Consider the following 25439-nt stretch of genomic DNA (forward strand, 5'->3'; position numbering starts at 1 on the left):
GGCGGGGGCGGGGGCGGGTCGGGCGGCGTTCCGTGCGGGTCGGCGTGTCCGGGCTCCTCGTGGCCGGACTAGCGAGCGGGCCGCACAGGTTTCCGCGGTGAAAGCGCAAGGGAACCACGACTGTGGAGGACGAGCAGGACCAGCCCGAGGGCCACCGGGAGCGCCACCACCGTGACGGACCCGCTCCCGACGTCGATCGCGCGGACCCCGTTCACGGCGAGGGTGCTGCACGACCGCGATGCGACGCGGCTCCCCCACTTCGCGGGTGATGCGCACCCTGCGGCTCAAAGACGCCTCACAGGTTGGCTACGATCCGAGAGCGCCGGCTTCCGGCGATCGCACTCGTCCGGCTGTTGTCGGACGGCACACCCGAGGGGACAACCCGTGCCACACAGCACTGCATCATTCCGACGCGCATGCGCGATCGGCGCGACGATCGCCGCCATCGGACTGAGCACCGGCTTCGGGGCACTGTCCGCCACCGCCGCCGAGCTGCCGGAAACGTCGGCGAGCACGTCGCCCAGCTCCGACGTCACCCCCGCCGAGGGCACCTTCACCGTTGCGGACGCCGCCGAGTCCGCGCCCACGGCGACGACTCCTGCCACGCCCGTTCCGGAAGCCGCTGACGACACGGAAGCGCCCGCGGACGAGACCACCGCGCCCAGCAGCACTCCGACCGCCCCAGCGACGTCGACTCCTGCCGCGGACCCCGCCGCCACGCCAGGGGCGACCATCACCGGGGACGCGACCGTGGGCAGCACGCTGACCGCGACGGGGACGGACTTCACCGGCACGTTGTCCTACGCATGGACGAGCGACGGCACCGCCCTGCCCGTCACGACCGGGTCGTACGTCGTCACCGCTGCCGACGCGGGCAAGGTCATCACCGTCACGATCACGGGTGACGACGGCCAGACCGCGACCGCGACGACCGCCCCAGTCACCCAGACACCGTCGTTCCCCGATGCGTCCACCGAGGACGAGCCGGTCATGCTGACGACGACGGCCGGTGAGCGCTTCGCCCACACGTTCGCCGCGGACGGGTTCCCGAAGCCGACGTACTCGGCCGAGTACTACTCGCTCGACGACCCGTACGGCGACGAGCCCGGCCAGGACGAATCGAGCTACCTCCCCTACGGGCTGTCGCTCGACCACGCCACCGGCGTGCTGTCCGGCACGACCAGGTACTCGGGCACGTACGCGTTCCGCATCGACGCGACCACCGGCTCGACGACGGCCTCGCAGTTCGTGAACATCACCGTGGACGCGACGACACCACTCGGCGTGCGGGTCACGGCAGAGGACAAGGACACGTTCCTCACCGCGCACTCCACGAGCTGGGTCATCGAACGCAACGGCGCCGTCTGGACCTTCCAGAACGAGACCACCCACGACCCCGACGGCGGGTACACCGTCTTCGGCGCTGGCTTCGAGGGCGGGCAGCCGACCATCGACCAGGGCGGCACCCTGCTGGTCAGCGGCAACCTCGTCGACCGTTTCGGCAACGAGGTCGACGACGCCGACGGCTACCCGGCACCGTTCACGGTGACGTCCGACCACGCCTCCGACGTCATCGTGCCGAACACCGACCCGTGGGCAGGTGCCGAAGTGACGTTCCCGCACGCGTCGACCCACGCCCTGACCGTCGCGTCGAGCAGCTTCGCGACGGCGTTCACGGTGGACGTCCGTCCGACCGCTTCGACCGTGGTGACCCCCGCCACTCCGACGGGCGACATCGCCGCCGCAGCCCCGACCGGTCGACTGGCCTACACCGGGAGCGACGCGATGCACCTGCTGCCGTGGGCGGCGGGACTCGCGCTGACCGGCGTCGGTGTGATCACCCTGCAGGCCCGTCGACGGAAGCAGCACTGACCCACCACTGACGAAGCACCGAGGGACTCAGGACACGTGCTGGGTCCCTCGGCCCTTCGCTGCGAGACCGCCTGAACCCTTCGGAGAAGGCCCACAGGTCGCGTCCACCGCCCTTGTCCGGCTCGACCGGCGTCCATAGGCTCCCGCTGTCAGACGATCGTCTGGTATCGAGAGCGGAACGAGGACGGGCATGAACGACGACACGCAGGTCAGCATGAACCGAGTGCACTGGACCGGCGGCGTGCCCCGGAGCGCAGTGGACGCGCTGCTCCACGACGGCGGACTGGCGGTGGTCCCCACCAAGGTCGGCTACATCCTGATGACCTCGGACCGTGCGGGCCTGGAGCGGAAGTTCGACGCCAAGGAGCGCAACCGGAACAAGCCCGGCGTCGTCCTCGTGAGCTCGCTCGAGATGCTGCGCAGCATCGCGCAGCTCACCCCCGAGATCGACGCCCTGTACCAGCGGTGCTGGGACGAGGACATCCTGCTCGGCTGCATCCTGCCCTGGAGCGACCAGGGCCGGGCAGCGCTGCCGACCGACGGCTCGGACGACCTGATGATGGACACCCGCGGCACGTCCTGCTTCGTCATCAAGTTCGGCGTCCCTGGCGAGCTCGCCGCCCGCGAGCTCTGGACGGAGCACGGCAAGTTCGCCTTCGCGAGCTCCGCCAACCCGTCGGGCACCGGCAACCGCGGTGTCGTCGACGGCATCGGGGAGCGCATCGCCGAACGTGCCGACGTGATCGTCGAGGCGGACGACTACGTCGCGTCCATCCAGCCGGAGAAGAGCACCGAGACCCGCTACGAGCAGGGCGTCATGGTGTCGATGGTCGACAGCTCGGGAACCCTGATCCCGGTGCAGGACGGACAGCGGTCGATCACTCCCGCACCCACGCTCATCCGCAAGGGGCTCGACGTCGACCGGATCATGGGGCTGCTCGCCGACACGTTCACCAGCTGGGACTACCGACAGGGTGAGTACTACTGAGCCCGCACGGACGCCTCGGCACCGCCGTCTCGGCAGGAGACCCGGACACGACGCCGGGCACCAGGCGTGCGGCGAGACCAACGGCACGGAAGCGTCTGTCGCGTGAGGACGCCTCGAGCCGCATCACGGCGTTCGTGTACGGGAACATCGTGATCCTGGGCACGATCGCACCGATGGTCCCGGACACCGCCGCGAGTGGTCGGGGGCTCTGGTACGTCCTCGCCACCGCGTTCTCGACCTTCCTGGCGCACACCTTCGCCGAGTTGGTCGGCCGCCGTGCGCGGAGTGACCAACGGCTCGCCGGGGAGACCATCGGAGCCGAGCTGCGCGACTCGCTGCCCGTCCTCACCTCCGGTCTCGTCCCGGCGGCCGTCCTCGCCTACGCCTGGCTGACCGGCGCGTCCGGGCTGGTGGCCGAGATCCTCGCGATCGCGTACCTCGTGGTCCGGCTCGCCCTCCTCGGCCCCGTCGTGGCCCGGCTCCGCGGGGAGAAGCCGTCCCCGCGCACGTTCGCCGCCGGCCTCGTCCTCGCACTCGTCGGAGTCGGCATCGCCCTGGTCAAAGCCGGTCCCGGCTTCTGAGGCCGGCCGGAGCACCAGGCCGGACACCGACAGACCGGATCGGGCGGTCCAGGTGGTCCCCGGAGCGCTCTGCACCGTCACACGGGCAGATCGTCGGGGACCGCCGCGACCGCCTCGATCTCGACCAGCTGGTCGTCGTAGCCGAGCGCCGTGACCCCGAGCAGGGTGCTCGGCACGTCGTGCGCGCCGAAGGCGTCGCGGACAACATCCCACGCGGTGACGAGGTCGGCCTGTCGCGAGGACGCCACGAGCACGCGCGTGCTCACGACGTCCTGGATGGACGCACCAGCGGCACGCAACGCCTCCTGCATCGTCTCGATGCACCTGGCGGCCTGGCCCGCGTAGTCCCCGACCGCGACGGTCGACCCATCAGGGGCGAGCGGGCAGGCCCCGGCGAGGAACACGAGCCGCGTCCCGCTCGGCACGGTCGACGCGTACGCGTACTGCGCCACATCGCTCAGGACGTCGGACCGGATGAGACGGACTGCGCTGGCCATGCACGTCATCCTGCCAGCCGCGATGCTCCGGGCCCCGGGTACCTCAGGCGCAGTACTCGTACGGCAACATCGCGGTCGACCCCACCCAGATCGCTCCCACGGTGGCGCCGTCCATCCCGAGCTGGAACGTCATGTAGCGTCCGTCGGCCTGCACGCTCCACATCGAGTACGGCCCCTGGTCCTCACCGTAGGTGCCGGTGTACTGCAGGTCCGGGTACGCGGAGCGCACCTCGGTCAGGGGCGTGCCGATGCCGATCCCGGCGTCGGTCTCGGGCGAGTTCGTCGTCACCGGATCCGGCCCCAGCCCACCGATGGTCACGCCCACGACCTTGCCGTCGCGGGGGATGACGATGAGGCCGGGAGCGTCATCTCGGTTCCAGAACGTCGTCTCCGGGCTGGCCGGACACGCATCCGTGCTCCGGGTGTAGGCGGCTGCCAGGTCGTCGATCTCCCCCTCCACCTCGCCGCCCAGCGCGATCGGCCCGACCTCCTTCGTGGAGATGGTCCAGGTTGCCGGGTCCGACAGGTCGAACGCCGTTCCCGTCGCAGTCGGGGACGGCGTGGGCATCGGGGTGCCGGGGTCGGCCGTCGGGGTCGGCGTCACCGTCGCGGTCACGGTCCGGGTCGGCGTCGGAGCGGACGGCCCGGAACACGCGGTCAGCGTCGCCGCCGCGAGGAGTCCGAGGGTCACGCCGGCGGTCCGGATGGTGCTGTTCACAGGGTCTGGTTGCCGATCATCGTCTGGTCCTTCCGTGGGTGGACGTCGAACGGGTCCCCGCCCGCAGGCGGGGACCCGACCGGCGTGGGCGCGACGAAGCGGCGCCGACCGGTGACCCCCGCGCCGTTGCGATGGCCGATCCACCGTACTTCGAGCCTCCACGGGGAACGGAACCCCTCGGTCGCCATCGCAACCAGAGCGTTACACAGCTTCCGGCGCGGTGATCAGTCGGCGTCCTCGACGTCGAACACGACGACCCGCGCACTCGCCGCCCCGATGAAGTCCGCCACCGGCCGGTGCTCCGGGTGCGGCAAGTACCCGGCGAGCGCGGCACGATCACGGAAGCGGACGACGAGCATCCAGTGGAACCCGCCCTCCAGTCCCTCGGTGCTCACGCTGGTGCCGGACTGCACCGACTCGACCCCCTCGACCCGTGGCAGGTGCGCACGCGACAGGGCCGAGGCCTCGGCGGAACGGTCCGCCCCGTCCCACTCGACCAGCACGGTGTGCGTCACTCCGGACACGTGGTCCCCTTCCTCGAACGCAAGAACGCCAGGTCAGAATGCCGGCGTCCCACCGGCGATCGTGATCGTCGACCCGGACTGGTAGCTCGACTCCGGGCTGACCAGGTGCACGTAGGCGGCACCGAGCTCGGCGGGCTGACCGGGACGGCCGAACGGCGAGCTCTCGCCGAAGTGCGACACCGTCTCGGCGTCGTCGGAACCCGGCTGCAGCGGCGTCCACACCGGGCCGGGCGCGACGGAGTTGACCCGGATGCCCTTCGGCGCGAGCTGCTGCGCGACGGCCTCGGTGAAGAGCTTGATCGCACCCTTCGACACCGCGTAGTCGATCTTGTCCGGGGACGGCGTGGACGCCTGGATCGAACCGGTCGTCACGATGGTCGACCCGGGCTCCAGGTGGGGAACCGCGGCCTTGGTCAGCCAGAACAGCGAGTAGATGTTGGTCTTGAAGGTGGAGTCGAACATCGAGGTGTCGAGCGTGAGGATGTCGTCGTTGCTCTCCATGCGGCCCGCGACCATCACCAGGGTGTCGAGGCCGCCGAACTCGTCGACGCCCTTCTGCACCAGGTCCGTGCAGTACTGCTCGTCGGAGATGTCCCCGGGGAACAGCACGGCCCGACGGCCCTCGGACTCGAGCAGGTCGCGGACCTGTTCCGCGTCCTCCTGCTCATCCGGCAGGTAGGAGAGCACCAGGTCCGCGCCTTCGCGTGACAGGGCGATGGCGGCGGCACGGCCGATACCGGAGTCGGCACCGGTGACGATGCCGCGGTACCCCTTCAGGCGGCCGAGCCCGACGTAGCTGTCCTCGCCGTGGTCGGGCTTCGGTTCCATCTTCCACGCGGCGCCCGGCAGCGACTGTTCCTGCTTCGGGTACGGCGGTGCCGGGTAGAGGGTGTTCGGATCGCGCTTCTCGTACTGGCTCATGGCCCCACTGTCGTCGTCGTGCCCCGGACGGGCGCTCAGCTGGCAGCTGGCGGGCGCTGGCGACCCCGCGCCCTGAAGACGGGTGTGGACGCCACTGGAGGCGCGGTGCCAGCTGGCACCGCGCCTCCAGTGGGTCAGCTGGTTCAGACGCCGGCCGTGGTCTTGATCCAGGACGAGGCCTGCGACAGCAGGGCGTAGTTGGAGCCGGCCTTGGTGTTGGCGCCGGGGTCGGCGCTGTCGCCGGTGGAGCAGACGGCGACGACCTTGCCGTTGACGAGCAGCGGGCCGCCCGAGTCGCCGTGGTTCGAGGCACCGGTCACGCCGGTGAGGTGCTGGGCCCGACCGCTGAAGGCGTCGGTGCTCGCGCCGGTGAGCGAGACGGTGGCCTGGTACAGGCCGTCGGACTGGGTGGCGTTGGCCCGCAGGCCGTAGCCCTGGATGGTGCCGGTGCCGCTCGACTTGGCGGTCGCGGTGAGGTCGAGGGGTGCGTAGGTGGACAGCGGGTAGGCGGTCCGCAGGTGCACGAGCGCGATGTCTCCGGCGGGCGAGGTGCTGATGCGGTCGACCGAGACGGCCGTGCCGCGGTTGACGGTGGAGTTGGAGTGGTAGACCCGCATCGCGCCGATCCCGTCGATGCAGTGCCGGGCGGTGAGGACCCACGAGGCGTTGAGCTGCTCGCCGGTGCAGTTGCTGACGTACCCCGAGGGGATGGAGCCGCCGGATGCTTCGAGCTGCACGGCCCACGAGGTGGTGGGGGCCTTCTCGCCGCCGACGACCTTCGTGCTGACGGGCAGCGCGGACGCGGGCGAAGCGGCGAACACGCCGGCGGTGATGACGGCGACCGCGGCGAACGCGGCTGCGATGGACTTCTTCATGACGACTCCTCTGTCGGTGAAGCACCTACCAGTTGCGTTGTGCAACTGATGCGCCATCCTTGCCCCTTGCTCAGGGTTCGCACCAGTCCGCACTTCGACGGACGCGGGCGTCGATCGTGTCCTCGCAGGCCGGTACCGGTCGTCCGGTACGCGAACTGGCTGGGCGGTGCGCCAACGGTCTCGTCGTAGCGTCGGGTGCATGACGACGAGTGACGAGACCGCCTTCCCGGACCGGGTCGCGCGGGTCTTGGAACCGGGTCTCGACGTGCTCGACGCCGTGGACCGCGTCATCGCCGCGTGCGTCGAGGCGACCTCGGCGATCGAGGCAGGCATCGTCATCGCGGACCGGACCGGCACTCTGCAGGTCCTGGCCTCGACGAGTGAGCGCAGCAGCGAGGCCGAAGAAGCCCAGCTCGGGACGGACGAGGGCTCGTGCCTCGACTGCTACCGGACCGGCACGACCGTCGACGTGGCCGACGTGTCGACGCACGAGTCGGAGTGGCCGGCATTCGTGACGACGATGCGTGACCGTGGGCTGCAGGGCACGTTCGCCGAGCCGATCCGGTTGCGGGACCGGACGATCGGCTCGCTGTGCGTCTTCGCCGACCACACCCGCGGGCACAGCGACGAGGACGTCGTGCTGATCCAACTGCTCGCCGACGCCGCTTCGGCTGCCCTCGTGCGCCAGCGGGACCGTGGTGGCCCCGTCACGATCGAGGACCGGGTCGAGGACGCCCTCGGGGCGCGGGTGCTCGTCGAGCAGGCGAAGGGTGCGCTCGCCTACCGGCGGGGCATCCGGATGGACGAGGCGTTCCAGCTGCTGCGACGTGCTGCGGCCGACGCCGGCCGCAGCCTCCGCGCGCTGGCCGAGGACGTCGTGCACCGGGGCGCCGACCTCGGCAGCACCGGCTAGGCCCGTCGGGTCCGCGGCCCGTCCGGCTCCGTCCGCAGCACCAGGCCGTGGTGGTCGGTGGTGAGCGTCGCCGCGACCACCTCGCCGAACGCATCGCCGTCGAGCTGCACGCGCTCGGGGGTGTCGACGGTCAGCCGGAGCGTCCGCGCCCGGGTGTACCGGAGCGCACGTGACGTCGGCAGGACCCGGGCCAGGAGCCGCCCGAACCGGGTGCGCGAGAAGAACCGGTTGAGCGTCAGGGCGTACCCGACCTTCGTCCACCCGAACCACCCGGCGGGCCGGAACGCCACGGCGTCGAGGACCCCGTCGTCCGGTCGCGCCGCGGGCAGCAGCAGGATGCCGGCGGTCAGCGTGCCGCAGTTCCCGACGATGATCGTGTGCGCGCTCATGCTGCGGAGCGGGGCGTCGTCGATCCCGTAGTGCACCGGGATCTGCCGGTTGCCGATGACGGACCGGGCGATGGGGTCCGAGTAGGCCACCCACCCCAGGCGCTTCTTGACCCAGGCGTTCGTGTCCGCCGCCATGCTCGCGTCGAGGCCGATGCCGGTCATCACCAGGAACGCGTGGGACGTGGTGACGCCGGCCGGGTCGGTCAGGTCGGCCAGTCCGACGTCGATCGGGCGGTCGACCCCGGTGAAACCCGCACGGACGGACCGCTGGAGGTCGCTGAGGGGCAGGCCGAGGTTGCGCGCGAAGAGGTTGCCGGTGCCGCTCGGGAGGAGCGCCACCGGGATCCCGGTGCCGCGGAGCTCCTCGGCGACGATCCGGAGCGTGCCGTCGCCGCCGGCGACCAGGACGACGCTCGGGTGTGCCGCGCACGCCGCCCTGGCGGCCGCGCGTCCGTCGTCGTCGGCGCTGGTGGTGAGCCAGAGCGACTCGTCCCATCCGTGCGCGCGCTCCTCGGTGCGGAGCACGGCCCGGAGCCGGGCCGCGTCGATCTTGGTCGGGTTCACGACCACGGCGGCGCGCAGCGGGCCGGGTTCGTTCGGGGGCGTCGGCATGCGGTCGGTGCGGGGGTTCCTGCTGGTGGTGCGCTTCGCCAGTGGCGGACTAGTTGGTCCGGCCGGCGTTGCGAGCCTTGTTGCCGCTGCGGCGGACGGCGCCGAAGACGATCGTGCCGAGCAGCAGGACGATGCCGATGATGCCGAGCCAGAGCAGGCCCTTCAGGGCGAAGCCGACGATGGACAGGACGGCCCAGATGACGACGAGGACGATGACGGTCTTCACGGTGGTGGTTCCTTCGGTGGGGTGTGGTGCGTGCGGGTCGGGGTCGGGCGGGGTGGGCGTCGGGCGGGGCGGGGTGGCCGTGTCAGTGGATCCGGAGCTCGGTCACCATGGGGCAGACGAAGGGGTCGCGGGCGGCGAGGCCGACGCGGTTGAGGTACCGGACGACGATGCCGTACGAACGCAGCAACGTGGTCTCCGTGTAGGGCACGTCGAGGGTGTCGCAGTGGTCCCGCACCAGCAGGCGGGCCTGCTTCAATGCCGGACGCGGCATCGACGGGAACAGGTGGTGCTCGACCTGGTAGTTCAGCCCACCCATCAGGAACGACACCCACCAGCCACCACGGATGTTGCGCGAGGTCCGCACCTGGCGGGAGAAGAAGTCGACCTTCGCGTCGTGGGCGATGGTCGGCATGCCCTTGTGGTTCGGGGCGAACGAAGCACCCATCATCACGCCGAACACGGCCAGCTGCACCCCGAGGAACGCGCACGCCATCCCGAACGGCAGGAACCAGAACACCACCGTCAGGTAGATCGCGAACCGCGCCACCAGCAGGATGCCCTCGAGGACGCGCCCCCGGACATCGCTGCGCCCGCCCGTCCCGCGGAGCACCGACATGACGGCGGCCCGGTGCAGGTTGATGCCCTCGAGCGTGAGCAGCGGGAAGAACAACCAGCCCTGGTTCTGCACGAACACCCGGAGCGGCCCGTTCTTGACGGCCGCTGCGTCCTCGGGCAGGAAGCGGATCGCGTCGGGGGCGATGTCCGGGTCCTTGCCGACGGTGTTCGGGTTGCCGTGGTGCCGGGTGTGCTTGTTCATCCACCACGAGTAGCTCAGCCCCACCAGGAACGTGCCGAGCCAGCGGCCCGCGCGGTCGTTCCACTTCTGGGACTCGAACACCTGACGGTGCGCAGCCTCGTGCGACAGGAACGCGAACTGCGTGAACAGCACCCCCAGCGCACCGGCCACGATCAGCTGGAACCACGAGTCACCCAGGAACGCGAAGACGACCCAGCACGCGGCCGTGGCGACGACGAGTGCGGTGAACAGCGCCCAGTAGAAGCCCCGACGGCGACGGAGCAGCCCGGCTTCCTTCACCTGTGCCAGCAGCGCGGAGTACGACGAGGTGCCACCGGTCCGTGGTCCGGCCGGGGAACCGGTCTTCCGGAAGCCGCTGGAGAGGGGTTTCGAGCTGGTCTCCCGCTGCGGGCTGGTACCGGCGTGCTGCGTGGTCATGGGTTCCCTGGTCGTCATCGGAATGGAAGAACGTTCCGGCGGCCGGGGTCTGGGGCTGCTGGTCCAACGCTAGAGCCGTCACGCTCCCGGGTGCAAGCCACAGGTCCGCGTGTCCGCCGCTCGACTACGGTTGTCCCGCCTGCTCGACGGAAGGACCGTTCCCCACATGACCGAGGTACGCGAAGCACGACTGGTCGAGACGTTCGTGACCCTCACCGACTCTCTGGTGGCGGACTACGACGTGGTCGACGTGCTGCAGACGCTGGTCGACCGGGCCGTCGAGCTGTTCGACGCCGCCGCGGGCGCCATCCACCTGCTCGACAAGCACGACGAGCTGCGGGTCGTCGCCTCGACGAGCGAGCGCAGCAGCTTCATCGGCCTGCTCCAGCTCAACGCCGGCGAGGGGCCCTGCATCACCGCCGTGACCACCGGCCGGTTGGTGACGTCGGAGAACGCCGACGACCTGCGGCAGCACTGGCCACGGTTCGCCGAGGCGTCGCGGGCGCGTGGCTACGCGGGCGTCCACGCCATCCCGCTCCGGCTGCGGGACACCACCGTCGGGTCGTTGAACCTGTTCCGCGAGACGGAAGGGGCGCTGAACGGAGCCGATGCCCGGGCCGCCCAGGCCCTCGCCGACGTCGCGACGATCAGCCTGTTGCAGCAACGGACCCTCGAGCACGCGACCCTCACCGCGGAGCAGCTCCAGCGTGCCCTCGACAGCCGGGTCGCCATCGAGCAGGCCAAGGGGTACCTCGCACGTGCGGCAGGGGTCGACGTCGAGCAGGCGTTCGGCATGATCCGTCGCTACGCACGTGCCACCCAGCGGTCCCTGAGCCAGGTCGCCGCCGACGTGGCACGCGACGACGTCCCGCTCGCCGACCTCGTGGCCGCCGGAGCGTCCTGAGCGCCCTGAGGGTTCACACGGGCCGCCTCCGGACCCACCGTTCCTCGTCGAGCCCCGTCCCGGGGTCGGTCAGTCGCGGACCCTCCGGCACGAAGCCGTGCTTGGCGTAGAACCGGCGCGCACGGGTGTTCGCCGCGAAGACGAGCAGGTGTGCGTCCTCGTCGCCGATGGCCGCGTCGAGGAGCAGGGCGGCGACACCGGTGCCGTGCGCACCCCGGTCGACGTACAGGGTGACGAGTTGGAGCTCGGGGAGCCCGCCGGCCGGGTCCGCTCGGCGCTCGGTGCTCGCGACGCCGAGCAGGGTCCCGTCGTCGGCCCGCGCGGTGAGCACCCCGCGGGTGCGTGTCCGGATCCGCTCCGCCCAGCGCGCGGCGCGGTCGGCACCAGCCGTTCCGTCGAGGAAGGCGTCCGGCACCACCCCGCGGTACGTCTGCTCCCAGCAGCGCGCCTGGAACGCACCGATCTCGCGCGCGTCAGCCGTGGTGGCGCGCGCGATGACCGGTGCCGGACCGTGCACGGCTACTTCGTCGTCGTGAAGGTGCCCCGAGCCCGCTGGTCCGAGCCGTAGCCACGGGCGTGCACCACGTGCGTGCCCGGTGCCAGCGCCGCCACGGTCTTCGTGACCTTCAGGCGGACCTTGCCGGCGGCGTTGGCCGTCGTGCGGGTGGCCCGGCCGCCGTCGATGCTGACGGTGACCGACTCGCCGGCGCGGAAGCCCGTCGCCGAGATCGCGACCTTGGCACCCTTCCGGCTGCTCGCCGGCGTCACCGCGATCGGGGTGCTCGTCGCCTGGGCCTCGGCACACGCGTCGCCCGGGGTACCGACCGCCGGAGCGGATGCGGTCACGCGTCCGTTCACGGCGCGCACGCCGTCGTCCTCGCGGATGCGCATGGTGCCGATCGAGTCGCCGATCACCGAGCCGCCCTGGGTGTTGCTGAGCGTCATCGGGTAGTCCGCCGTCCGCGAGAACGACGGGGTGCGGTCGCCGTTCACCGACACGGCGACCGCGCGGCAGACCTCGCCCGGCTGGAACGTGACGGCCTGCATCGCCGGACGGATGCGGTTGTCCGACGCCTGGTCGAGGTCGAAGGAGACCGTCGTCGCCTGTTCGGCCGGCCGCGAGAGCACGACCGCTGCCCGGACGACCGTGCGGGTGCGCCCCTCGTCGACGAAGCGGTCGGCGATGCGGGCGGTGGGACGGTTCGTGACCACCGGGGTACCGAGGGTCGCTGCGGGCAGGAGCGAGAGGTCGCTCAGCAGCATCCCGCTGTTCTTCTGCGGGACGTCGATCGTCACCTCGCGCACCGACGCCAGGTCGATGCCGGTGAAGGTGTTGAGCGGGATGCGTGCCTGCTGCAGGATCGTCTTGCGCGGCGCTGTCCGGGTGCCGGGGAGCAGCTGACCGGCACGGCTGGTGTCCGACACGCGTCGGGTCGCCACGGCACCGGTGGCGTCGCGGAGGCTGATCGAGACGTCGGCGTTCGTCGTCGCCGTGTCGTCCGGGGTGAGCCGGAGCGACAGCGCCTGGAACCCGGTGAAGTCACCGGCCGTCGGGGCCACCGGGACGTGCACCTGTCCGCCGGTCGCCGCCTTGGTGGGCGTGACGTGCAGGGCCGGGGTCGCCGGCACCGAGGAGGCCAGGAACGCGGGCGTGTAGTCCGGGGCGTTCGACGTGATCGAGACGCACGCCGGCAGGGTCTGCTTCGCGGGCAGGTTGTCGGTGCTCGCGCAGGTCTTCGCCGTCAGGGCACCGGTGGTGGTGATCGCCGGGTTCGTCGTGTCGAACAGGGCCAGGTCGCGTCGGCTCGCGCCGGGCTGCGAGGCCGTCACCCGGATGTCTGCCGCGCCCAGGGCGGCGGGCTGCCGGTCGGTGCCGTCGAACATCGGCAGGAACTGCTGCTCACCGTCGAGCGTCAGGCGGAAGAACCCGCTGATCAGGCTCGTGCCGACGGCGTACTGCTGGTCGGACGACAGTCGGGTGGTGTGCTTCGCCTTCGCGCCGCAGACCGCGTCGGACTCGTCGTACCAGTCGTCCGACGACGCCTTCGCGTACTTGCCCGGGGTCCACGTCGTGTTGAAGAAGTTGTGGTTCGCGCCCATCACCAGGACCGAGGAGCGCAGCACGTCGTCCCCGAAGGCCGTGCGGGAGTCGTCGTAGAAGTGCTGGCCCTGCAGGTCGGACACGTCACCGTCGCAGTACGGCAGCACCACCGCCGTGTTCGTGTCCGGCAGGGTCATGCGCCCGAAGTCGGTCGGCGCCAGGGGCAGGACGGCACGGATGCCGAAGGGGCTGGTGCGCTGCATGTTGAGCAGGGCCGCTCGGACCACGCCGTCACCGCCGCGCGAGTGCCCCATCAGCCCGACGTGCTGCAGGTCGAGCTTGCCGGTCAGCAGCGGTGACAGGCGGGGTTCCTGCCCGGCGTCGGCGCGCTGGAGCAGGCTGAGGTGGTCGAGGACGAGCTGGCCGCGGGCCACCGCTCCGCCGTCGTCCGAGTAGCTGCCGTCGAGGGCGTTGATCGCGTTCGCGGAGATCGACACGACGACGTTGCCGTGGCTGGCGAGCGCGGTCGCCGCGGCGTTGTAGCCGAGGTAGCTCGGGATGTCCGTCTGGCCCTTCCCGCACGGCCACGCCCTGGGGTTCTCGGTGCCGCCGACGCAGGCCTCGTGGCGGCCGTGCAGGAACACGACGACGGGGCGCTTGCCCGGGGCGTCCTCCGGGACGAAGACCGCGGCACGCATCTCGCCCTTGCGGCCGAAGCCCTTGATCGTCTCGGCCTCGTTGCCCAGGTCGTAGTCGGCCCGGGTGACCGCGTACTGGCCCGCTGCAGCGGGGTCGTCGGTCAGGGGTGCCGGGGCCTCGCGCGGCGCCACCGTCTGCGGTGCGGTCGCCGACTGGCGGTTGCCCTGCAGGTCGGTCGCACCCGACCATCCGAGTTCGACGCTGCGGGCGTCGGCGACCGTGGGGTCGGTCGTGGTGACCGTCAGCTGCCGCTGGTCGAGGCTCGTCTGCGCCACGCCGATGTCCGTGCCGTCGACCAGCAGGACCGGTGCCGCTGCGCGGATCGGCAGGGGCTCGGCGAGGGTCAGGACGACGGTGTACCCGCCGTCGGTGGGCGTCACGGTCCAGTCGTCGCCCTGCGCGACGGGCGTGCCCGGGGTCGTGATCGTGGTCGTCCCCGTCGCGGCGGTGGGCCCGTCGCCCGGTGCTGCGGTCGCGGGCAGTGCCGCGATCGTGCCGGAGACGGCGAGCGCCCCGGCGATGAGTGTCGAACACGCGATCTGCAGCGCGATGGTGGAACGGCGTCTCGGCGAACGGTTCACGTCGGATCTCCCCTGGTGCGACGGGCATGCGCCACCGCACGCTCCGTCGCCAACAGTAGGGAGACAGCTGTTGGCACCGGATCGTCCTGGAGGATGACGTGACGGCTCAGTACCTGAGGGTCCTCACGGGTGCGACGACCGGGTCGTCCTCGACGAGCCGGGAGGCCCGTGGCACGTCGTCGACGACGCCGTCGGTCGGCATGCCCCCGCGCGGTCGGGCACGTGGACCGTTCGCGAGTCCGGCGACGGCACGCAGACGGCCCCGCGACCAGGGTCGCGGGGCCGTCGGTGGTGCGGGTGGATCAGATGCGGCCGACGGTGCGGCGGCGGCGACGCAGCAGGACCATGAGCGTGGCTCCAGCGGCGAGCAGGGCTGCGGCGATGCTCAGCGGGATGGTCGGGTCCGATCCGGTGAAGGCGAGCTGACCGGTGGGCTGGTCGGTTCCGCCGCCACCGCCGGCGCCCGCGGGGCCGGTCGGGGTGTCGGTGGGCACCACGGCCGGAGCGGTCGGGCTGGGTGTCGCGGTGGGCACCGGTGCCGGGGCACGGACCGTGATGGTGACCGTCTGGGTGTCGTCCGGGCTGGTGCCGTTGGACGCGGTGATCGTCACGGTCGAGGTACCCGGGGTGGTCGGGGTACCCGAGATGACGCCCGTGGTGCTGTTGATCGTCAGGCCGTCGGGCAGGCCCGTGGCGGTGAAGGTCGGGTTCGGGGTGCCGGTCGCGGTGACGGTGGACGAGTAGGGCACGTCCACGGTGCCGTCGGACGGGGTGCCCGAGGTGATGGTCGGCGACTCGGACGGGGTGCCCGGGGCGGGGCAACCGTTCGAGGCGGTGATCGTGTTGGTGTCGAGGGTCACCGCGCCGGTGCGGGCCAGCAGTCGGCCCTGCACGGTCGCGCCGGTGGTGGCGGTCACGGACCGCTGTGCCAGGACGGTGCCCTGGAACTGCGCGCCGGTGCCGACGGTGGCCGAGCTGCCGACCTGCCAGAAGACGTTGCACGAGCTGGCGCCACCGGTGATCGTGATCCGGCTGGCGGACCCGATGGTCAGGGTCGACGCGGCCTGGAACACCCACACGGAGTCCGCGCTGCCGGCAAGGGTCAGTGCGCCGTTGTTCGCCAGGGCGAGCGCGCCACCGGAGTACACACCCGGCGAGAGCGAGAGACCGTTCAGCTCGGTCAGACCGGTCTGGGTCGGGGAGAGCGACGCGGCGACGTTGTACGCGGTGGTGGTGTCGCGCTGGGCCTGTGCGGCTGCGGCGTCGGTCTGGTGCGTGGTTCCGTTGACGACGCCGTTCGGTGCACCGCCGAAGCCCGTGATCGAGGTGCCCGGCGACAAGCCGAGGTCGCCGTTGACCACGGAGGGGCCGGTGTTCGTGACCGCACTGGCGCCGAGGACGCCGTAGGTCGATGCGGTGCCGAGGTTGACGGGACCGTCGATGACCGTGGCGGCTGATGCTCCGCCGGCGGTGCCGAGGGTGATCAACGCTGCGACGGCCGCGGCCGAGACGACGAGGAGGGAGCCCCGTCGGCGGTGGAGAGCGTGCATGGCCGTCTCTTCCTGCTGGGAGAGGCGGGGTGACGTCGGCGACGAGCGCGCATTCTCGGAGACTCGAAGTATGCGCTTCTCCACAGCCAGGACCTAGGAATGTCTGCACATCCGGTCGAAGCCTGACAATCGGCCCGGATCCCAGCCGGATCGGGGGACGCGAGCGCATGATCACCACAGGTTGACCGGTCGCTCGCACCAGCGGCGGCCGGGTAGGGAGTTCGGGTCTCCCGTCAGCCGGTGCGGCGCCTGTCCTCGGGTTGGGCAGGTCGCCCACCCCCCCCGTGCCACACGGCGAAGGGCCCCGCGATCGAGATCGCGGGGCCCTCGCTGGTACCGGGTGTTACTTGACGACGACCGTGATGGTCGGGCTGGTGCTCGTGGTGAGCTCCGAGGTCCCGGCGAAGACGGCGTGCAGGTTGTGAGCGCCCTTCTTCAGCGGGAGCTTCGACGTGACCACGCCGTCCTGCACCGTGACGGTGGCGAGGCGCTTCGAGCCCTGGTAGATCCGGGCGGTGCCGTCGACGCTGAAGCCGGTGGCCTTCACCTGGACGGTCGCCTTGCCACCGCTGTACTTGACGGCGGTGCGCGACGGGGCCTTCTCGACGGAGACCGTCATGGCCTTCGCGGTCTTCGAGTTCGTTCCCGAGTAGACCGGGTCCGCGTTGACGAACGAGGCCGTCACCGAGTGCTTCCCGATGGCGAGCGTGCTCGGCAGCGTCATGCTGGCCGCGCCGTCCTTGACCGGGGCGGTGCCGAGGACCTTGCTGCCGTCCTTGAACGTCACCGTGCCCTGCTGGGTGCCGATGCCACCGGCGATGGTCGCGGTGACCGTGGCCGGCTTGGCGGTGCCGTAGGTCTGCTCGGCGGCCGACGCGGTGAGCGTGGTGGTCGTCGTCGGCAGCGTGGCGTGCAGGTTGAACTTGTCGACCGTCGAACCGATCGCAGCCGGGTCGGCCGTGGCCGTCGGCTGGAGGGTCACACCGCAGCTGTCCACCTTGCCGTGCTGCACCGCCGAGTTGAGCGTCGTGCAGTCGCTGGCGCGGATGTTCTCGACGGCGAGCTTGTCGTCGGTGACCGAGACCTTCACGAAGGTGCGGACGTGCTCCTGGTTCTCGACCGAGTTGGCGAAGTGCCGCTCACCCTTGGGGTCGAGCGGGTCCGCGCCGTAGCCCTGGGTGGCGTCCGGGGTGGTGAGGTCGTAGTACTTCGAGCCCGAGGCCGAGTTCGCCGTCATGTAGATGACGCCGCCGGGGCCGGAGAAGACCTCGGGAGCAGCGGGCTGCTCGTTGACGTTGGCCTTCTTGCCGTTCTTGATCGCGTAGCTGCGCGAGTAGGAGTGGTCGTGGCCCTGCAGGACGAGGTCGACACCCATGTCCGAGAACGAACGCGTGAAGTCGAACCGGCGCTGCTGGTTGTCCTTGTCGTTCGCGTGGTCGGCCGGCGAGTAGATCGAGTGGTGGTAGACCAGCGTGGTCCACTTCGCGTCGTCGCCGTAGCGGTTGATGACGTCGCGCACGTAGTTCACGTGGGCAGCGTCCGAACCGGCCGCGTAGGCGTTCGAGTTGATGTCGATGAACAGGACGCCCTTGTACATGTACCAGTAGTCGCCACCCGAGTTCGCGGTCGTGTTGCCGCCCGGGTAGAAGTCCGGCACCTTGAGGGAGTTCGGCACCTGGTTGTGCTGCTCGTAGGCCTTGCCGCCGACGTCGTGGTTGCCGATGGTCGAGGCCCACGGGTAGCGCTTCAGCACGTCGCTGCTGTCCGCGAACGCGCCCCACTCGTACTCGTTGTTGGCGTGCTCGACCTGGTCGCCACCGGAGACCAGGAGCTCGGCGTCCGGCTCGGTCGACGTGGCGTAGTCGAGCGTGTCCGCCCAGCCGGCGCCGTCGTCGTCGGTGAAGCCGGACGAACCGATCTGCGGGTCACCGAAGAACAGGAAGTCGAAGTCGCCGGAGAAGCTCTTCGTGGTGAAGGTGTACGACGCGGACCAGGCCGAGCCGTCCGCCGCACCGACGTGGTACGTGTACGAGGTGTTCGGCTCGAGGTCCGAGATCGCCGCGTGGGCGTTGATGTAGCCCGACTGGGCGGCGATGCCCGCGATGCCCTTGGTGTTCGAGTCGGTCGCGCTCGTGTCGGCGGCGGTGTTCATGGCCTCCGAGGCGTCGATCGTCTTCTTGGCGTCGGTGAAGACCCCGTCCGTCATGGACGCGGTCTTCTGGATCTCGACGGACTGCGCGACGTTCGTGGGGAAGTACCACGAGGCGATGCGCTGGCTCTCGGTCGCGCCGACGCCGAGCAGGATGTGGATCGGGCCACCGGTGGAGATGTTGGTGGTGGGGGTGTTCGTCGCCGCGGTGGCGGCGTTCGTGCCGACCATCGAGGCACCGGCGATGAGCGCGGCCCCGAGGACGGCTCCGCAGACGCGGAGGGTGGTGGTTCTGCGCCGGGTAGTGGCGCCGGACAGGAGACTCATGTGGGTCCGTTTCTCAGACGTGGGATGGTGCAGCACGGAAGACTCTGCACGCCCTGCAAAACGTCTTGGTAAACGCTGAGTGACGGTTCATCGTTGTTCAGGAACGGACGTCGAACGCCCCCGGGACGACGGGCCCGGTCAGCCCGCGGCCAGCCGCTCGACGAACCAGATCATCCCCATCACGAAGACCCCGGCGGTCACCGCGCCCGTCACCCAGAGCGACACCCGGTGCGCCTTCCGCCGCAGCAGCGAGAGCGGCGGGAACACGATGACGATGATCGCGAGCTGCACGGCCTCGATGCCGACGTTGAAGACGAGGAGCGAGACGAGCAGCTGCCACGAGAACGCCTCGTGGATGCCCAGGGCACCGGCGAACCCGAGCCCGTGGATGAGTCCGAAGGCGAAGACGACGGCCAGCCGGGTCCAGCCGGCGCGGTCGAGCGAGAAGTGTCCGTGTTCGCCGACCACCAGTTCGTCGGCCCGCGACCGGCGTCGCCAGAGCCGCCACAGGTACCAGCCGGCGACCGCGGCGATCGACAGGGCGATGAGCGGCTCGACGACGATCGCGGGTGGGCTGACCACACCGAGCGCGGCGAGGATGAACGTGATCGAGTGCGCGATCGTGAACGCGGACGCCGTGTAGACGACCTCGCGCAGGCGACGCGACCCGGCGATGAGCGCGACGAGGAACAGGATGTGGTCGATGCCGGTCAGCAGGTGTTCGGCGCCCAGGCGGAAGAACTCCCAGAAGCGCTCCCCCGCCGACTGTTCGGTGGAGAACGTGCGCTGCGAGGCGTCGAGGGTGGCCGATCCCGCGCGGTCGTCGACGTCGTACGTGACGATCGTCTTGGTGTCGCGGACGAAGGACTCGTCGTCGGGGAACAGCGTCGACGACACCACGTGTCCCGACTGCGTCTCGGACGCCTCCGGGCAGGTGAAGTCGGCGGTGACGTGGGCGTACGGCACCTCGTCCCGCAGGTCGACCGTGACCGTGGGGTCGAGGGTGCCCGTGCAGGCCCGCCCACCGGCTCCGGTCACCGTGAACCGGTCGAACACGTACTCCCCGATCGCGTCGGTGTGCGCCTCGGCGGCCGTCACCATCCCCGGGAAGTCCCCGTCGTCCCAGGCGCGCTGCCCCTGCTCGTGCAGCGCGTCGTCGTGCTCGCTCGTGGCCACCGAGACGAGCATCAGGTCGTACTCGAGCCCGAGCTCCGCCCGCACGACCGTCGGCTTCGTGGACGTCACGTCGGCGTACACGACCGAGCTGAAGCCGTGCGCCGACGCCGGTGCGGCTCCTCCGAGCACGCTGATCACGACCACCCCGAGCAGCACGAGCGCGCCGGCGACCCGTGCGGCCAGCGCGGTCGGGGAAGACGAGTGGACGGGGCGGGCGCGCAGGAGCGCGGCGGTGGTTCCGGAGGGCACGCGCAGACGATCCGGCTCACAGACGACCGGAAGGTGAACAACCGGTGACCAGCAACGGGACGGGTGTTGGACAGGTCCCCCGACCGGCCCGGAGCGGCCGTCGGGCGTGCTTGCATGGTGCCGTGATCCGCCCCGCCACCCGGACGACCTCCCTGTTGACCGCCGTCGCCCTCGCCGCGGCCGGCGCCACCCTGCTGGCCGGCTGCTCCCGGGCGTCGGACGGCACCACTGGCGGCACCGGCACCGGCACCGGCCCGACGGCGAACGCCTCGGCGCACGCGTCCGCCGGCGTCCTGGGCACCGGGTTCTCCGATCCCGACCAGCCGCCGGCACCCGAGGCCACCATCCACCCCGAACCGGGTTCGTGGTCCGGCGTGCACGCTCCCGCGGGCTACGACGTCGTGCTGCTCTCCGACGCGGGGGACGCCGCGGACGCCCCGACCCGGACCCTGCTCGACGCCGTCGACTCGTGGGCGTCGGACGAGGACGTCACCGTCACCCCGGTCTCGGCGACGGACGCCGACGACCGGATCGCCGCGGTCCTGCGCGCCGTCGACGCCGAGCCCGACCTCGTCATCACCGTCGGCAACCACATGGTCGACCCGCTCGCGGCCGTCTCGCCGACCGCGCTCCACCAGCAGTTCCTGGTCGTCGGTGCCGAGATCGCGGAGCCGACGTCGAACGTCACGGCGGCGGACTGGACGGGCGGCGGGTTCCGTGGCGAGGGCCTCGGTCCGTCGAGCCACTACGACCCCGGCACCTTCACCGAGGACCGTGCCGCTCGCGGGCTGCGCGCCGGCCTCGCCGCGGTGCTGCACGACCTGCGCGGCATCGTCGTCTGGGTGCCCTGACCCGGCCTTCCCCCGCTACGCGGTCTCCGGCTCCAGCACCCGGGCCCGCACCTGCGCCGCTGCCCCGAGGGCCACGGCATCGGCCCCGAGCGTCGACTGTGCGAGCCGGATCGTCGCCCCGCTGACGGGCGGTTCCGCGTCGATCGCCGCCGAGATGGCGGGGTGGAGCAGGTCCCACGACCGTGCGATGCCGCCGCCGATCAGGACGGTGGTGACGTCGAGGATCCCCGCGGTCAGCAGCGCGGCACGGGCGAGACCCCATCCCGCGGTGGCGAAGACGGCGGCCGCGTCGGCGTCGCCGCCGCGCGCTGCGACGGCGACGTCCCGTGCCGAGAGCGTGCGCCCGGAGCGCTCGGCGTAGCGGTCGGCGATGCCGCGGGCGCCCGCGATGGTCTCCAGGTGCCCGGTCTGCCCGCAGGTGCAGCGGGCGTCGCCGAACCCGGGGACGTGGCCGATCTCGCCGGCGGCGCCGCGCGGGCCGGCGAAGAGCCGTCCGTCGAGCACGAGGGCGCCGCCGACCCCGGTGCCGAGGGTCATGCCGAGCACGTCGGACTCCCCCACCACCGCGCCGGTCGCGATCTCGCCGAGCAGGAACGCGTTCACGTCGTTGTCCAGGGTCGCGGGCACGCCGAGCGCGTCGGTGACGGCCCGCGTCACGCCGTACCCGGCCCAGCCGGTGAACGAGTTGCCGGTGACCAGCACGGTCCCCGTGGCCCGGTCGACGACACCGGCCGCGCCCACCCCGACACCCGCAAGGGAGGCCCGGTGCGTCTCGAGCAGACCCGTCACCGCCCCGAGGGCGGCCGTCACGATCGCCGCCCCGCCCGCGTGGGCGGGCGTCGGCAGGTCGACCCGGTCGATGACCTCGAGGTCGTGCGTGGTCAGGACGACCTTGGTGTTCGTCCCGCCGATGTCGACCCCGGCCAGGACCCGGCTCACGCGGTCACCGCCGCGAGCGAGGCGAGGCGCGCGGCCCGGCGCTGTCGTTGCAGCACGGGGTCGGGCACCGGCACCGCGGCGAGCAGGCGTCGGGTGTAGTCGGTGGTGGGGTGCAGGAGCGTGGTGCCGGTGGTGCCCTGCTCCTCGACGACGCCCTGGCGCATCACCACGACACGCTCGGCGAAGTGCTGCACGACGGCCAGGTCGTGCGAGACGAACAGGCACGCGAACCCGAGGTCGTCCTGCAGCTCGCCGAGCACCTCGAGCACGGTCTCCTGCACGCTGACGTCGAGCGCCGAGGTCGGTTCGTCGGCGACGAGCAGCCGCGGCTCGAGCACCAGCGCCCGGGCCAGGGAGACCCGCTGGCGCTGCCCACCGGAGAGCTCACGCGGGGCCCGGGAGGCCAGGGTCCGCGGCAGCCGGACGGCGTCGAGCACCTCGTCGATGCGGCGACGCCGGTCGGCCGAGGACATCCCGCGACGGTGCACGGCCAGGGGCTCCGCGATGCACTCGGCCACGGACATCCGGGCGTCGAGGGACGCCACCGGGTCCTGCAGCACCACGCCGATGCCGGACCGGAGGGCACGGCGGTCGCGCCCCTTGGCCGTCCGCAGGTCCTGCCCGAACAGCGACACCGTGCCGGACGTCGGCTTGATCAGACCGAGCGCCACCCGGGCCGCGGTCGACTTGCCCGAACCGGACTCGCCGACCAGACCGACGGTCTCACCGGCGTGCACCGTGATGTCGATGCCGGCGAGCGCGTGGACGGCGCGCGCCCCGCGCCCGAACGTCACCGAGACGTCCCGCAGGTCGACCACCGGGGCCGCACCGGGCCTCCCGTCCGCCGCACCCGACGCACCCAGCTCGGAAGACGCCGGCGTCTCCGCGTCACGCCCCCGGATCTGGAGGCGTCTCGCCGACTCGGCGGCGTCGGATGCCGACGCCGGCGTCTCGAGCCGCGGCACCGCGGCGAGGAGCCGCTTGGTGTACTCGTGCTCCGGGCGGAGCAGGACGTCCTCGACCCCGCCGGTCTCGACGATCTCGCCCTGGAGCATGACCGCGACCCGGTCGGCGAAGTCCGCCACGACGCCCATGTTGTGCGTGACCAGCAGCACACCGGTGCCGGTCTCGACGGCGAGCGCGCGCAGGAGCTCGAGGATCTCGGCCTGGACGGTCACGTCGAGCGCGGTGGTCGGCTCGTCCGCGATGAGCAGCTTCGGTGCGTTCGCGATCGCCATCGCGATGACCACGCGCTGGCGCTGCCCACCGGACAGCTGGAACGGGAACGACCGGGTGCGCGACTCGGGGTCGGGGATGCCGACGCGGCGGAGCAGGTCGACGGCCTCGGCCGCGGCGGCGGACGCGGAGACGTCACGGTGGTTCCGGATCACCTCGGCGATCTGGGCGCCGACGCGGGTGAGCGGGTCGAGGGCGGTCGCGGGCTCCTGGAAGACCATCGAGACGGTCGAGCCGCGCAGTGCCCGGAGTTCGGGCTCGGCTGCCCCGACGACCTCGTGCCCGGCGACGACGGCGCTGCCCGATGCCGTCGCGTTCCCGGAGAGCAAGCCCATCGCCGCGAGAGCGACCGTCGACTTGCCGGAGCCGGACTCGCCGACCAGGGCGAGGGTCTCGCCGGGGGCGACCGACAGGGACACCCCCCGCACGGCGTCGACGGTGCCGGACTCGGTGCTGAAGGAGACGCCGAGGTCGGTCGTCCGCAGGATCGGTTCGTTGGTCATCAGCGGCCCCGCACGTCGAAGGCGTCCCGCAGTCCGTCGCCCACCGCGTTGAACGCGCAGACGACCAGGATCACGGCCAGACCCGGCGGCACGATGAGCCACCAGTGTCCGGAGTACGCGGCGGTGAGTCCCGCCGAGAGCATGCCGCCCCAGTCCGTCGCGGGCGGCTGCACGCCGAGCCCGAGGTACGAGACGTAGGCGACCAGCAGGATCGCGTCGGCGACCTGGAACGTCGCCGCGACGACGATCGTCGACACCGAGTTCGGCAGCAGGTGCTTGCCGATCGCGCGGGCGTGCGAGCCGCCGATCGCGCGCAGGGTCAGGACGTAGTCGCGGTTCTTGAGCGTCAGGGTCTCGGCACGGATCAGGCGGGACGGCACGAGCCACGACACCAGACCGAGGATGACGATGAGGCCGCCGACGCCGGGGTTCGTGATCGCCGAGATGACGAGCAGGATGAACAGCGCCGGGATCGCGATGCCGGCGTCGACGACGCGCATCATCAGGGCGTCGACCCAGCCGCCGACGTACCCGGCGACGGAGCCCCACAGGGTGCCGACGACGGTGGCCAGGACCCCGGCGGCGATGCCGACCATCAGGGAGACCTTGCCGCCGTACATCAGGCGGCCGAGGACGTCGTGGCCGACGGCGTCGGTGCCGAGCCAGTGCGCGGCGCTCGGGCCCTGGTTGGCCTGCTCGAGCATCGTGTGCGTCTGGTCGGTCGGGTACAGGAACGGGCCGACGAAGCAGAACAGCACGATGACGACGATCAGGGCGAGGCCGATCACGGCGAGGGTGTTGCTCCGGAACCGGCGGGCGGCGAGCCGGAACCCGGTGGCCGCGACGGTGACGGGGGCGCCCGGGGCTTCGGGGGCCATCTGGACGGCGGTCATGCGCGGCTCGCCTTCACTCGGGGGTCGATGAGGGACTGTGCGACGTCGGCGAGCAGGGTGCCGATGACGGTCGCGATGGAGATGACGAGCACGCAGCCGAGCAGCGTCGGGTAGTCGGAGGACTGCGCGGCGTTCCAGAACAGCAGCCCCATGCCGGGGTAGTTGAACAGCTGCTCGGTCACCAGGGCGCCGCCGAACAGCACCGGCAGGTAGTACCCGAGCATCGCCACGACCGGGGTGAGCGAGTTGCGGAAGACGTGCCGCCGCAGGATCGTCGCGGTCGAGGCGCCGCCGGCACGGGCGGTGCGGACGTAGTCCTCCTGCAGGTTCTCGAGCGTCGAGGCGCGCATGTAGCGACTGAACACCGCGATCATCGCCAGCGCTCCGGTCACCACGGGCAACACGAGTCCGGCCGGGTCCTGGAACACCTCGGCCAGGGTGTTGCCGCTCGGTGCCTGGGACGGCAGCCACGGCAGCTGCTGGCTGAACACGATGATCAGGACGAGGCCGAGGAAGAACGCCGGCGTCGAGTAGAAGACGAACGCCAGGGCGGTGGCGGCGTAGTCGACCGCACCGTTGCGGCGGGCCGCCTGGAGCATGCCGACCGGGATCGCGACGACGAGTCCGAGCACCGCGGAGATGCCGGTGAGCACGAGGGTCTTCGGCAGGCGCTCGGCGATGAGCTGCGAGACCGGCTCGTTGAGCGTGTACGAGGTGCCGAGGTCGCCGGTGAGCAGACGACCGAGGAACCGCAGGTACTGGACGGGCAGCGGCTGGTCGAGCCCCTGCGCCTGGTTGAACTGGGCGATCTGCGTGGGCGTCGCGGAGACGCCGAGCACGCCGCGGGCGGGGCCGCCGGGCAGCGCGTGCAACAGGCAGAACACCACGACGGTGACGATGAGGATCACCGCGAGCGCCTGCAGGACGCGCCTGGTGAGGTAGAGAGCTGTGGTCATGCGGGTTCCGATGGTCGGTTCTTGCGTGAGCCGGG

General features: G+C 71.4%; 23 protein-coding genes. 6 read left to right on the forward strand and 17 right to left on the reverse strand.

The annotated features are described in order from the left end of the window. The first annotated feature begins 384 nt into the window (after positions 1-384). The 3 genes from H489_RS30340 to H489_RS30350 all read left to right on the forward strand — a co-directional run bounded on the left by H489_RS30340 (position 385) and on the right by H489_RS30350 (position 3441). A complete protein-coding gene (locus tag H489_RS30340) occupies positions 385-1872 on the forward strand; it encodes a putative Ig domain-containing protein (protein WP_017887569.1) in 1488 nt (495 codons plus the stop codon). A gap of 190 nt (positions 1873-2062) precedes the next feature. Further along, a complete protein-coding gene (locus H489_RS30345) occupies positions 2063-2860 on the forward strand; it encodes an L-threonylcarbamoyladenylate synthase (RefSeq protein ID WP_017887570.1) in 798 nt (265 codons plus the stop codon). A 173-nt stretch (positions 2861-3033) separates the two neighbouring features. Further along, a complete protein-coding gene (locus tag H489_RS30350; RefSeq protein ID WP_235045682.1) occupies positions 3034-3441 on the forward strand; it encodes a hypothetical protein in 408 nt (135 codons plus the stop codon). 77 nt (positions 3442-3518) lie between these two features. Here the strand turns inward: H489_RS30350 and H489_RS30355 are convergent, their stop codons facing one another. From H489_RS30355 to H489_RS30375, 5 genes are all read right to left on the reverse strand, one after another. Next, positions 3519-3938 (reverse strand): RidA family protein, encoded by a 420-nt coding sequence (locus H489_RS30355; RefSeq protein ID WP_017887572.1) that lies wholly within the window; start codon positions 3936-3938, stop codon positions 3519-3521. Positions 3939-3981: 43 nt separating this feature from the next. After that, positions 3982-4656, reverse strand: coding sequence for a hypothetical protein (locus H489_RS30360; RefSeq protein WP_017887573.1), 675 nt, complete (start codon positions 4654-4656; stop codon positions 3982-3984). A gap of 224 nt (positions 4657-4880) precedes the next feature. Then, the gene (locus tag H489_RS0119405; RefSeq protein ID WP_081612308.1) at positions 4881-5180 is read right to left on the reverse strand and encodes a Dabb family protein; all 300 of its coding nucleotides are present in this window, start codon (positions 5178-5180) and stop codon (positions 4881-4883) included. Between the two features lie 33 nt (positions 5181-5213). Beyond that, on the reverse strand, positions 5214-6101 hold the full coding sequence (locus H489_RS30370) for an SDR family oxidoreductase (RefSeq protein ID WP_017887576.1): 888 nt from the start codon (positions 6099-6101) through the stop codon (positions 5214-5216). A gap of 143 nt (positions 6102-6244) precedes the next feature. Further along, positions 6245-6976: a S1 family peptidase gene (locus H489_RS30375; protein WP_017887577.1), complete on the reverse strand. Its 732-nt coding sequence runs from the start codon at positions 6974-6976 to the stop codon at positions 6245-6247. Positions 6977-7175: 199 nt separating this feature from the next. Here H489_RS30375 and H489_RS0119410 point away from each other — a divergent pair, with 199 nt between their 5' ends. Beyond that, positions 7176-7889, forward strand: coding sequence for a GAF and ANTAR domain-containing protein (locus H489_RS0119410; RefSeq protein ID WP_017887578.1), 714 nt, complete (start codon positions 7176-7178; stop codon positions 7887-7889). On the opposite strand, the gene H489_RS30380 is transcribed toward H489_RS0119410, so the two are convergent. The 3 genes from H489_RS30380 to H489_RS30390 all read right to left on the reverse strand — a co-directional run bounded on the left by H489_RS30380 (position 7886) and on the right by H489_RS30390 (position 10350). Then, a complete protein-coding gene (locus H489_RS30380) occupies positions 7886-8890 on the reverse strand; it encodes a diacylglycerol/lipid kinase family protein (RefSeq protein WP_017887579.1) in 1005 nt (334 codons plus the stop codon). The two genes, H489_RS0119410 and H489_RS30380, sit on opposite strands and share 4 nt — an antisense overlap. A 49-nt stretch (positions 8891-8939) precedes the next feature. Beyond that, positions 8940-9116 (reverse strand): hypothetical protein, encoded by a 177-nt coding sequence (locus H489_RS38300; RefSeq protein WP_017887580.1) that lies wholly within the window; start codon positions 9114-9116, stop codon positions 8940-8942. An 82-nt stretch (positions 9117-9198) separates the two neighbouring features. Continuing rightward, entirely contained in the window at positions 9199-10350 is a 1152-nt protein-coding gene (locus H489_RS30390; protein ID WP_017887581.1) for a fatty acid desaturase family protein, read from the reverse strand. A gap of 166 nt (positions 10351-10516) precedes the next feature. Between H489_RS30390 and H489_RS30395 the strand changes: the two genes are divergently transcribed. Then, positions 10517-11254, forward strand: a complete 738-nt coding sequence (locus tag H489_RS30395) for a GAF and ANTAR domain-containing protein (RefSeq protein WP_017887582.1) — start codon at positions 10517-10519, stop codon at positions 11252-11254. Positions 11255-11267: 13 nt separating this feature from the next. On the opposite strand, the gene H489_RS37765 is transcribed toward H489_RS30395, so the two are convergent. The 5 genes from H489_RS37765 to H489_RS30410 all read right to left on the reverse strand — a co-directional run bounded on the left by H489_RS37765 (position 11268) and on the right by H489_RS30410 (position 20026). Further along, positions 11268-11771: a GNAT family N-acetyltransferase gene (locus tag H489_RS37765; protein ID WP_017887583.1), complete on the reverse strand. Its 504-nt coding sequence runs from the start codon at positions 11769-11771 to the stop codon at positions 11268-11270. Positions 11772-11773: 2 nt separating this feature from the next. Then, on the reverse strand, positions 11774-14575 hold the full coding sequence (locus H489_RS37770) for a hypothetical protein (RefSeq protein ID WP_017887584.1): 2802 nt from the start codon (positions 14573-14575) through the stop codon (positions 11774-11776). Between the two features lie 302 nt (positions 14576-14877). Next, positions 14878-16125, reverse strand: coding sequence for an ice-binding family protein (locus H489_RS30400; RefSeq protein ID WP_031259992.1), 1248 nt, complete (start codon positions 16123-16125; stop codon positions 14878-14880). A gap of 343 nt (positions 16126-16468) precedes the next feature. After that, entirely contained in the window at positions 16469-18601 is a 2133-nt protein-coding gene (locus tag H489_RS30405) for an Ig-like domain repeat protein (RefSeq protein WP_017887586.1), read from the reverse strand. A 138-nt stretch (positions 18602-18739) separates the two neighbouring features. Continuing rightward, a complete protein-coding gene (locus H489_RS30410) occupies positions 18740-20026 on the reverse strand; it encodes a HupE/UreJ family protein (RefSeq protein ID WP_017887587.1) in 1287 nt (428 codons plus the stop codon). 122 nt (positions 20027-20148) lie between these two features. Here H489_RS30410 and H489_RS30415 point away from each other — a divergent pair, with 122 nt between their 5' ends. After that, positions 20149-20877 carry a hypothetical protein gene (locus H489_RS30415; RefSeq protein ID WP_017887588.1) on the forward strand — a complete coding sequence of 243 codons (729 nt, stop codon included), beginning with the start codon at positions 20149-20151 and terminating at the stop codon, positions 20875-20877. 15 nt (positions 20878-20892) lie between these two features. Here the strand turns inward: H489_RS30415 and H489_RS30420 are convergent, their stop codons facing one another. From H489_RS30420 to H489_RS30435, 4 genes are read right to left on the reverse strand one after another with little or no spacing between them, the layout of a single operon-like run. Continuing rightward, entirely contained in the window at positions 20893-21816 is a 924-nt protein-coding gene (locus tag H489_RS30420; RefSeq protein WP_017887589.1) for an ROK family protein, read from the reverse strand. Continuing rightward, complete coding sequence (locus tag H489_RS30425; RefSeq protein WP_017887590.1) at positions 21813-23555, reverse strand: dipeptide ABC transporter ATP-binding protein; 1743 nt, start codon at positions 23553-23555, stop codon at positions 21813-21815. The genes H489_RS30420 and H489_RS30425 overlap by 4 nt, the downstream gene beginning before the upstream one ends. Then, positions 23555-24448, reverse strand: coding sequence for an ABC transporter permease (locus H489_RS30430; RefSeq protein ID WP_017887591.1), 894 nt, complete (start codon positions 24446-24448; stop codon positions 23555-23557). Before H489_RS30430 ends, H489_RS30425 begins: the two co-directional genes overlap by 1 nt. Further along, positions 24445-25404, reverse strand: coding sequence for an ABC transporter permease (locus H489_RS30435; RefSeq protein ID WP_017887592.1), 960 nt, complete (start codon positions 25402-25404; stop codon positions 24445-24447). Before H489_RS30435 ends, H489_RS30430 begins: the two co-directional genes overlap by 4 nt. Between the last annotated feature and the right edge of the window lie 35 nt (positions 25405-25439).

It is taken from the genome of Curtobacterium flaccumfaciens UCD-AKU, assembly GCF_000349565.1.
GTDB classification, from domain to species: Bacteria; Actinomycetota; Actinomycetes; order Actinomycetales; family Microbacteriaceae; genus Curtobacterium; species Curtobacterium poinsettiae.

Coding starts and splice junctions, on each gene's coding strand:
- H489_RS30345 (WP_017887570.1), top strand. CDS start 2,063: ATGAACGACGACACGCAGGTCAGCATGAACCGAGTGCACTGGACCGGC.
- H489_RS30350 (WP_235045682.1), top strand. CDS start 3,034: ATGGTCCCGGACACCGCCGCGAGTGGTCGGGGGCTCTGGTACGTCCTC.
- H489_RS30355 (WP_017887572.1), bottom strand. CDS start 3,938: ATGGCCAGCGCAGTCCGTCTCATCCGGTCCGACGTCCTGAGCGATGTG.
- H489_RS30370 (WP_017887576.1), bottom strand. CDS start 6,101: ATGAGCCAGTACGAGAAGCGCGATCCGAACACCCTCTACCCGGCACCG.
- H489_RS30375 (WP_017887577.1), bottom strand. CDS start 6,976: ATGAAGAAGTCCATCGCAGCCGCGTTCGCCGCGGTCGCCGTCATCACC.
- H489_RS0119410 (WP_017887578.1), top strand. CDS start 7,176: ATGACGACGAGTGACGAGACCGCCTTCCCGGACCGGGTCGCGCGGGTC.
- H489_RS30380 (WP_017887579.1), bottom strand. CDS start 8,890: ATGCCGACGCCCCCGAACGAACCCGGCCCGCTGCGCGCCGCCGTGGTC.
- H489_RS30390 (WP_017887581.1), bottom strand. CDS start 10,350: ATGACCACGCAGCACGCCGGTACCAGCCCGCAGCGGGAGACCAGCTCG.
- H489_RS30395 (WP_017887582.1), top strand. CDS start 10,517: ATGACCGAGGTACGCGAAGCACGACTGGTCGAGACGTTCGTGACCCTC.
- H489_RS30400 (WP_031259992.1), bottom strand. CDS start 16,125: ATGCACGCTCTCCACCGCCGACGGGGCTCCCTCCTCGTCGTCTCGGCC.
- H489_RS30405 (WP_017887586.1), bottom strand. CDS start 18,601: ATGAGTCTCCTGTCCGGCGCCACTACCCGGCGCAGAACCACCACCCTC.
- H489_RS30425 (WP_017887590.1), bottom strand. CDS start 23,555: ATGACCAACGAACCGATCCTGCGGACGACCGACCTCGGCGTCTCCTTC.
- H489_RS30430 (WP_017887591.1), bottom strand. CDS start 24,448: ATGACCGCCGTCCAGATGGCCCCCGAAGCCCCGGGCGCCCCCGTCACC.
- H489_RS30435 (WP_017887592.1), bottom strand. CDS start 25,404: ATGACCACAGCTCTCTACCTCACCAGGCGCGTCCTGCAGGCGCTCGCG.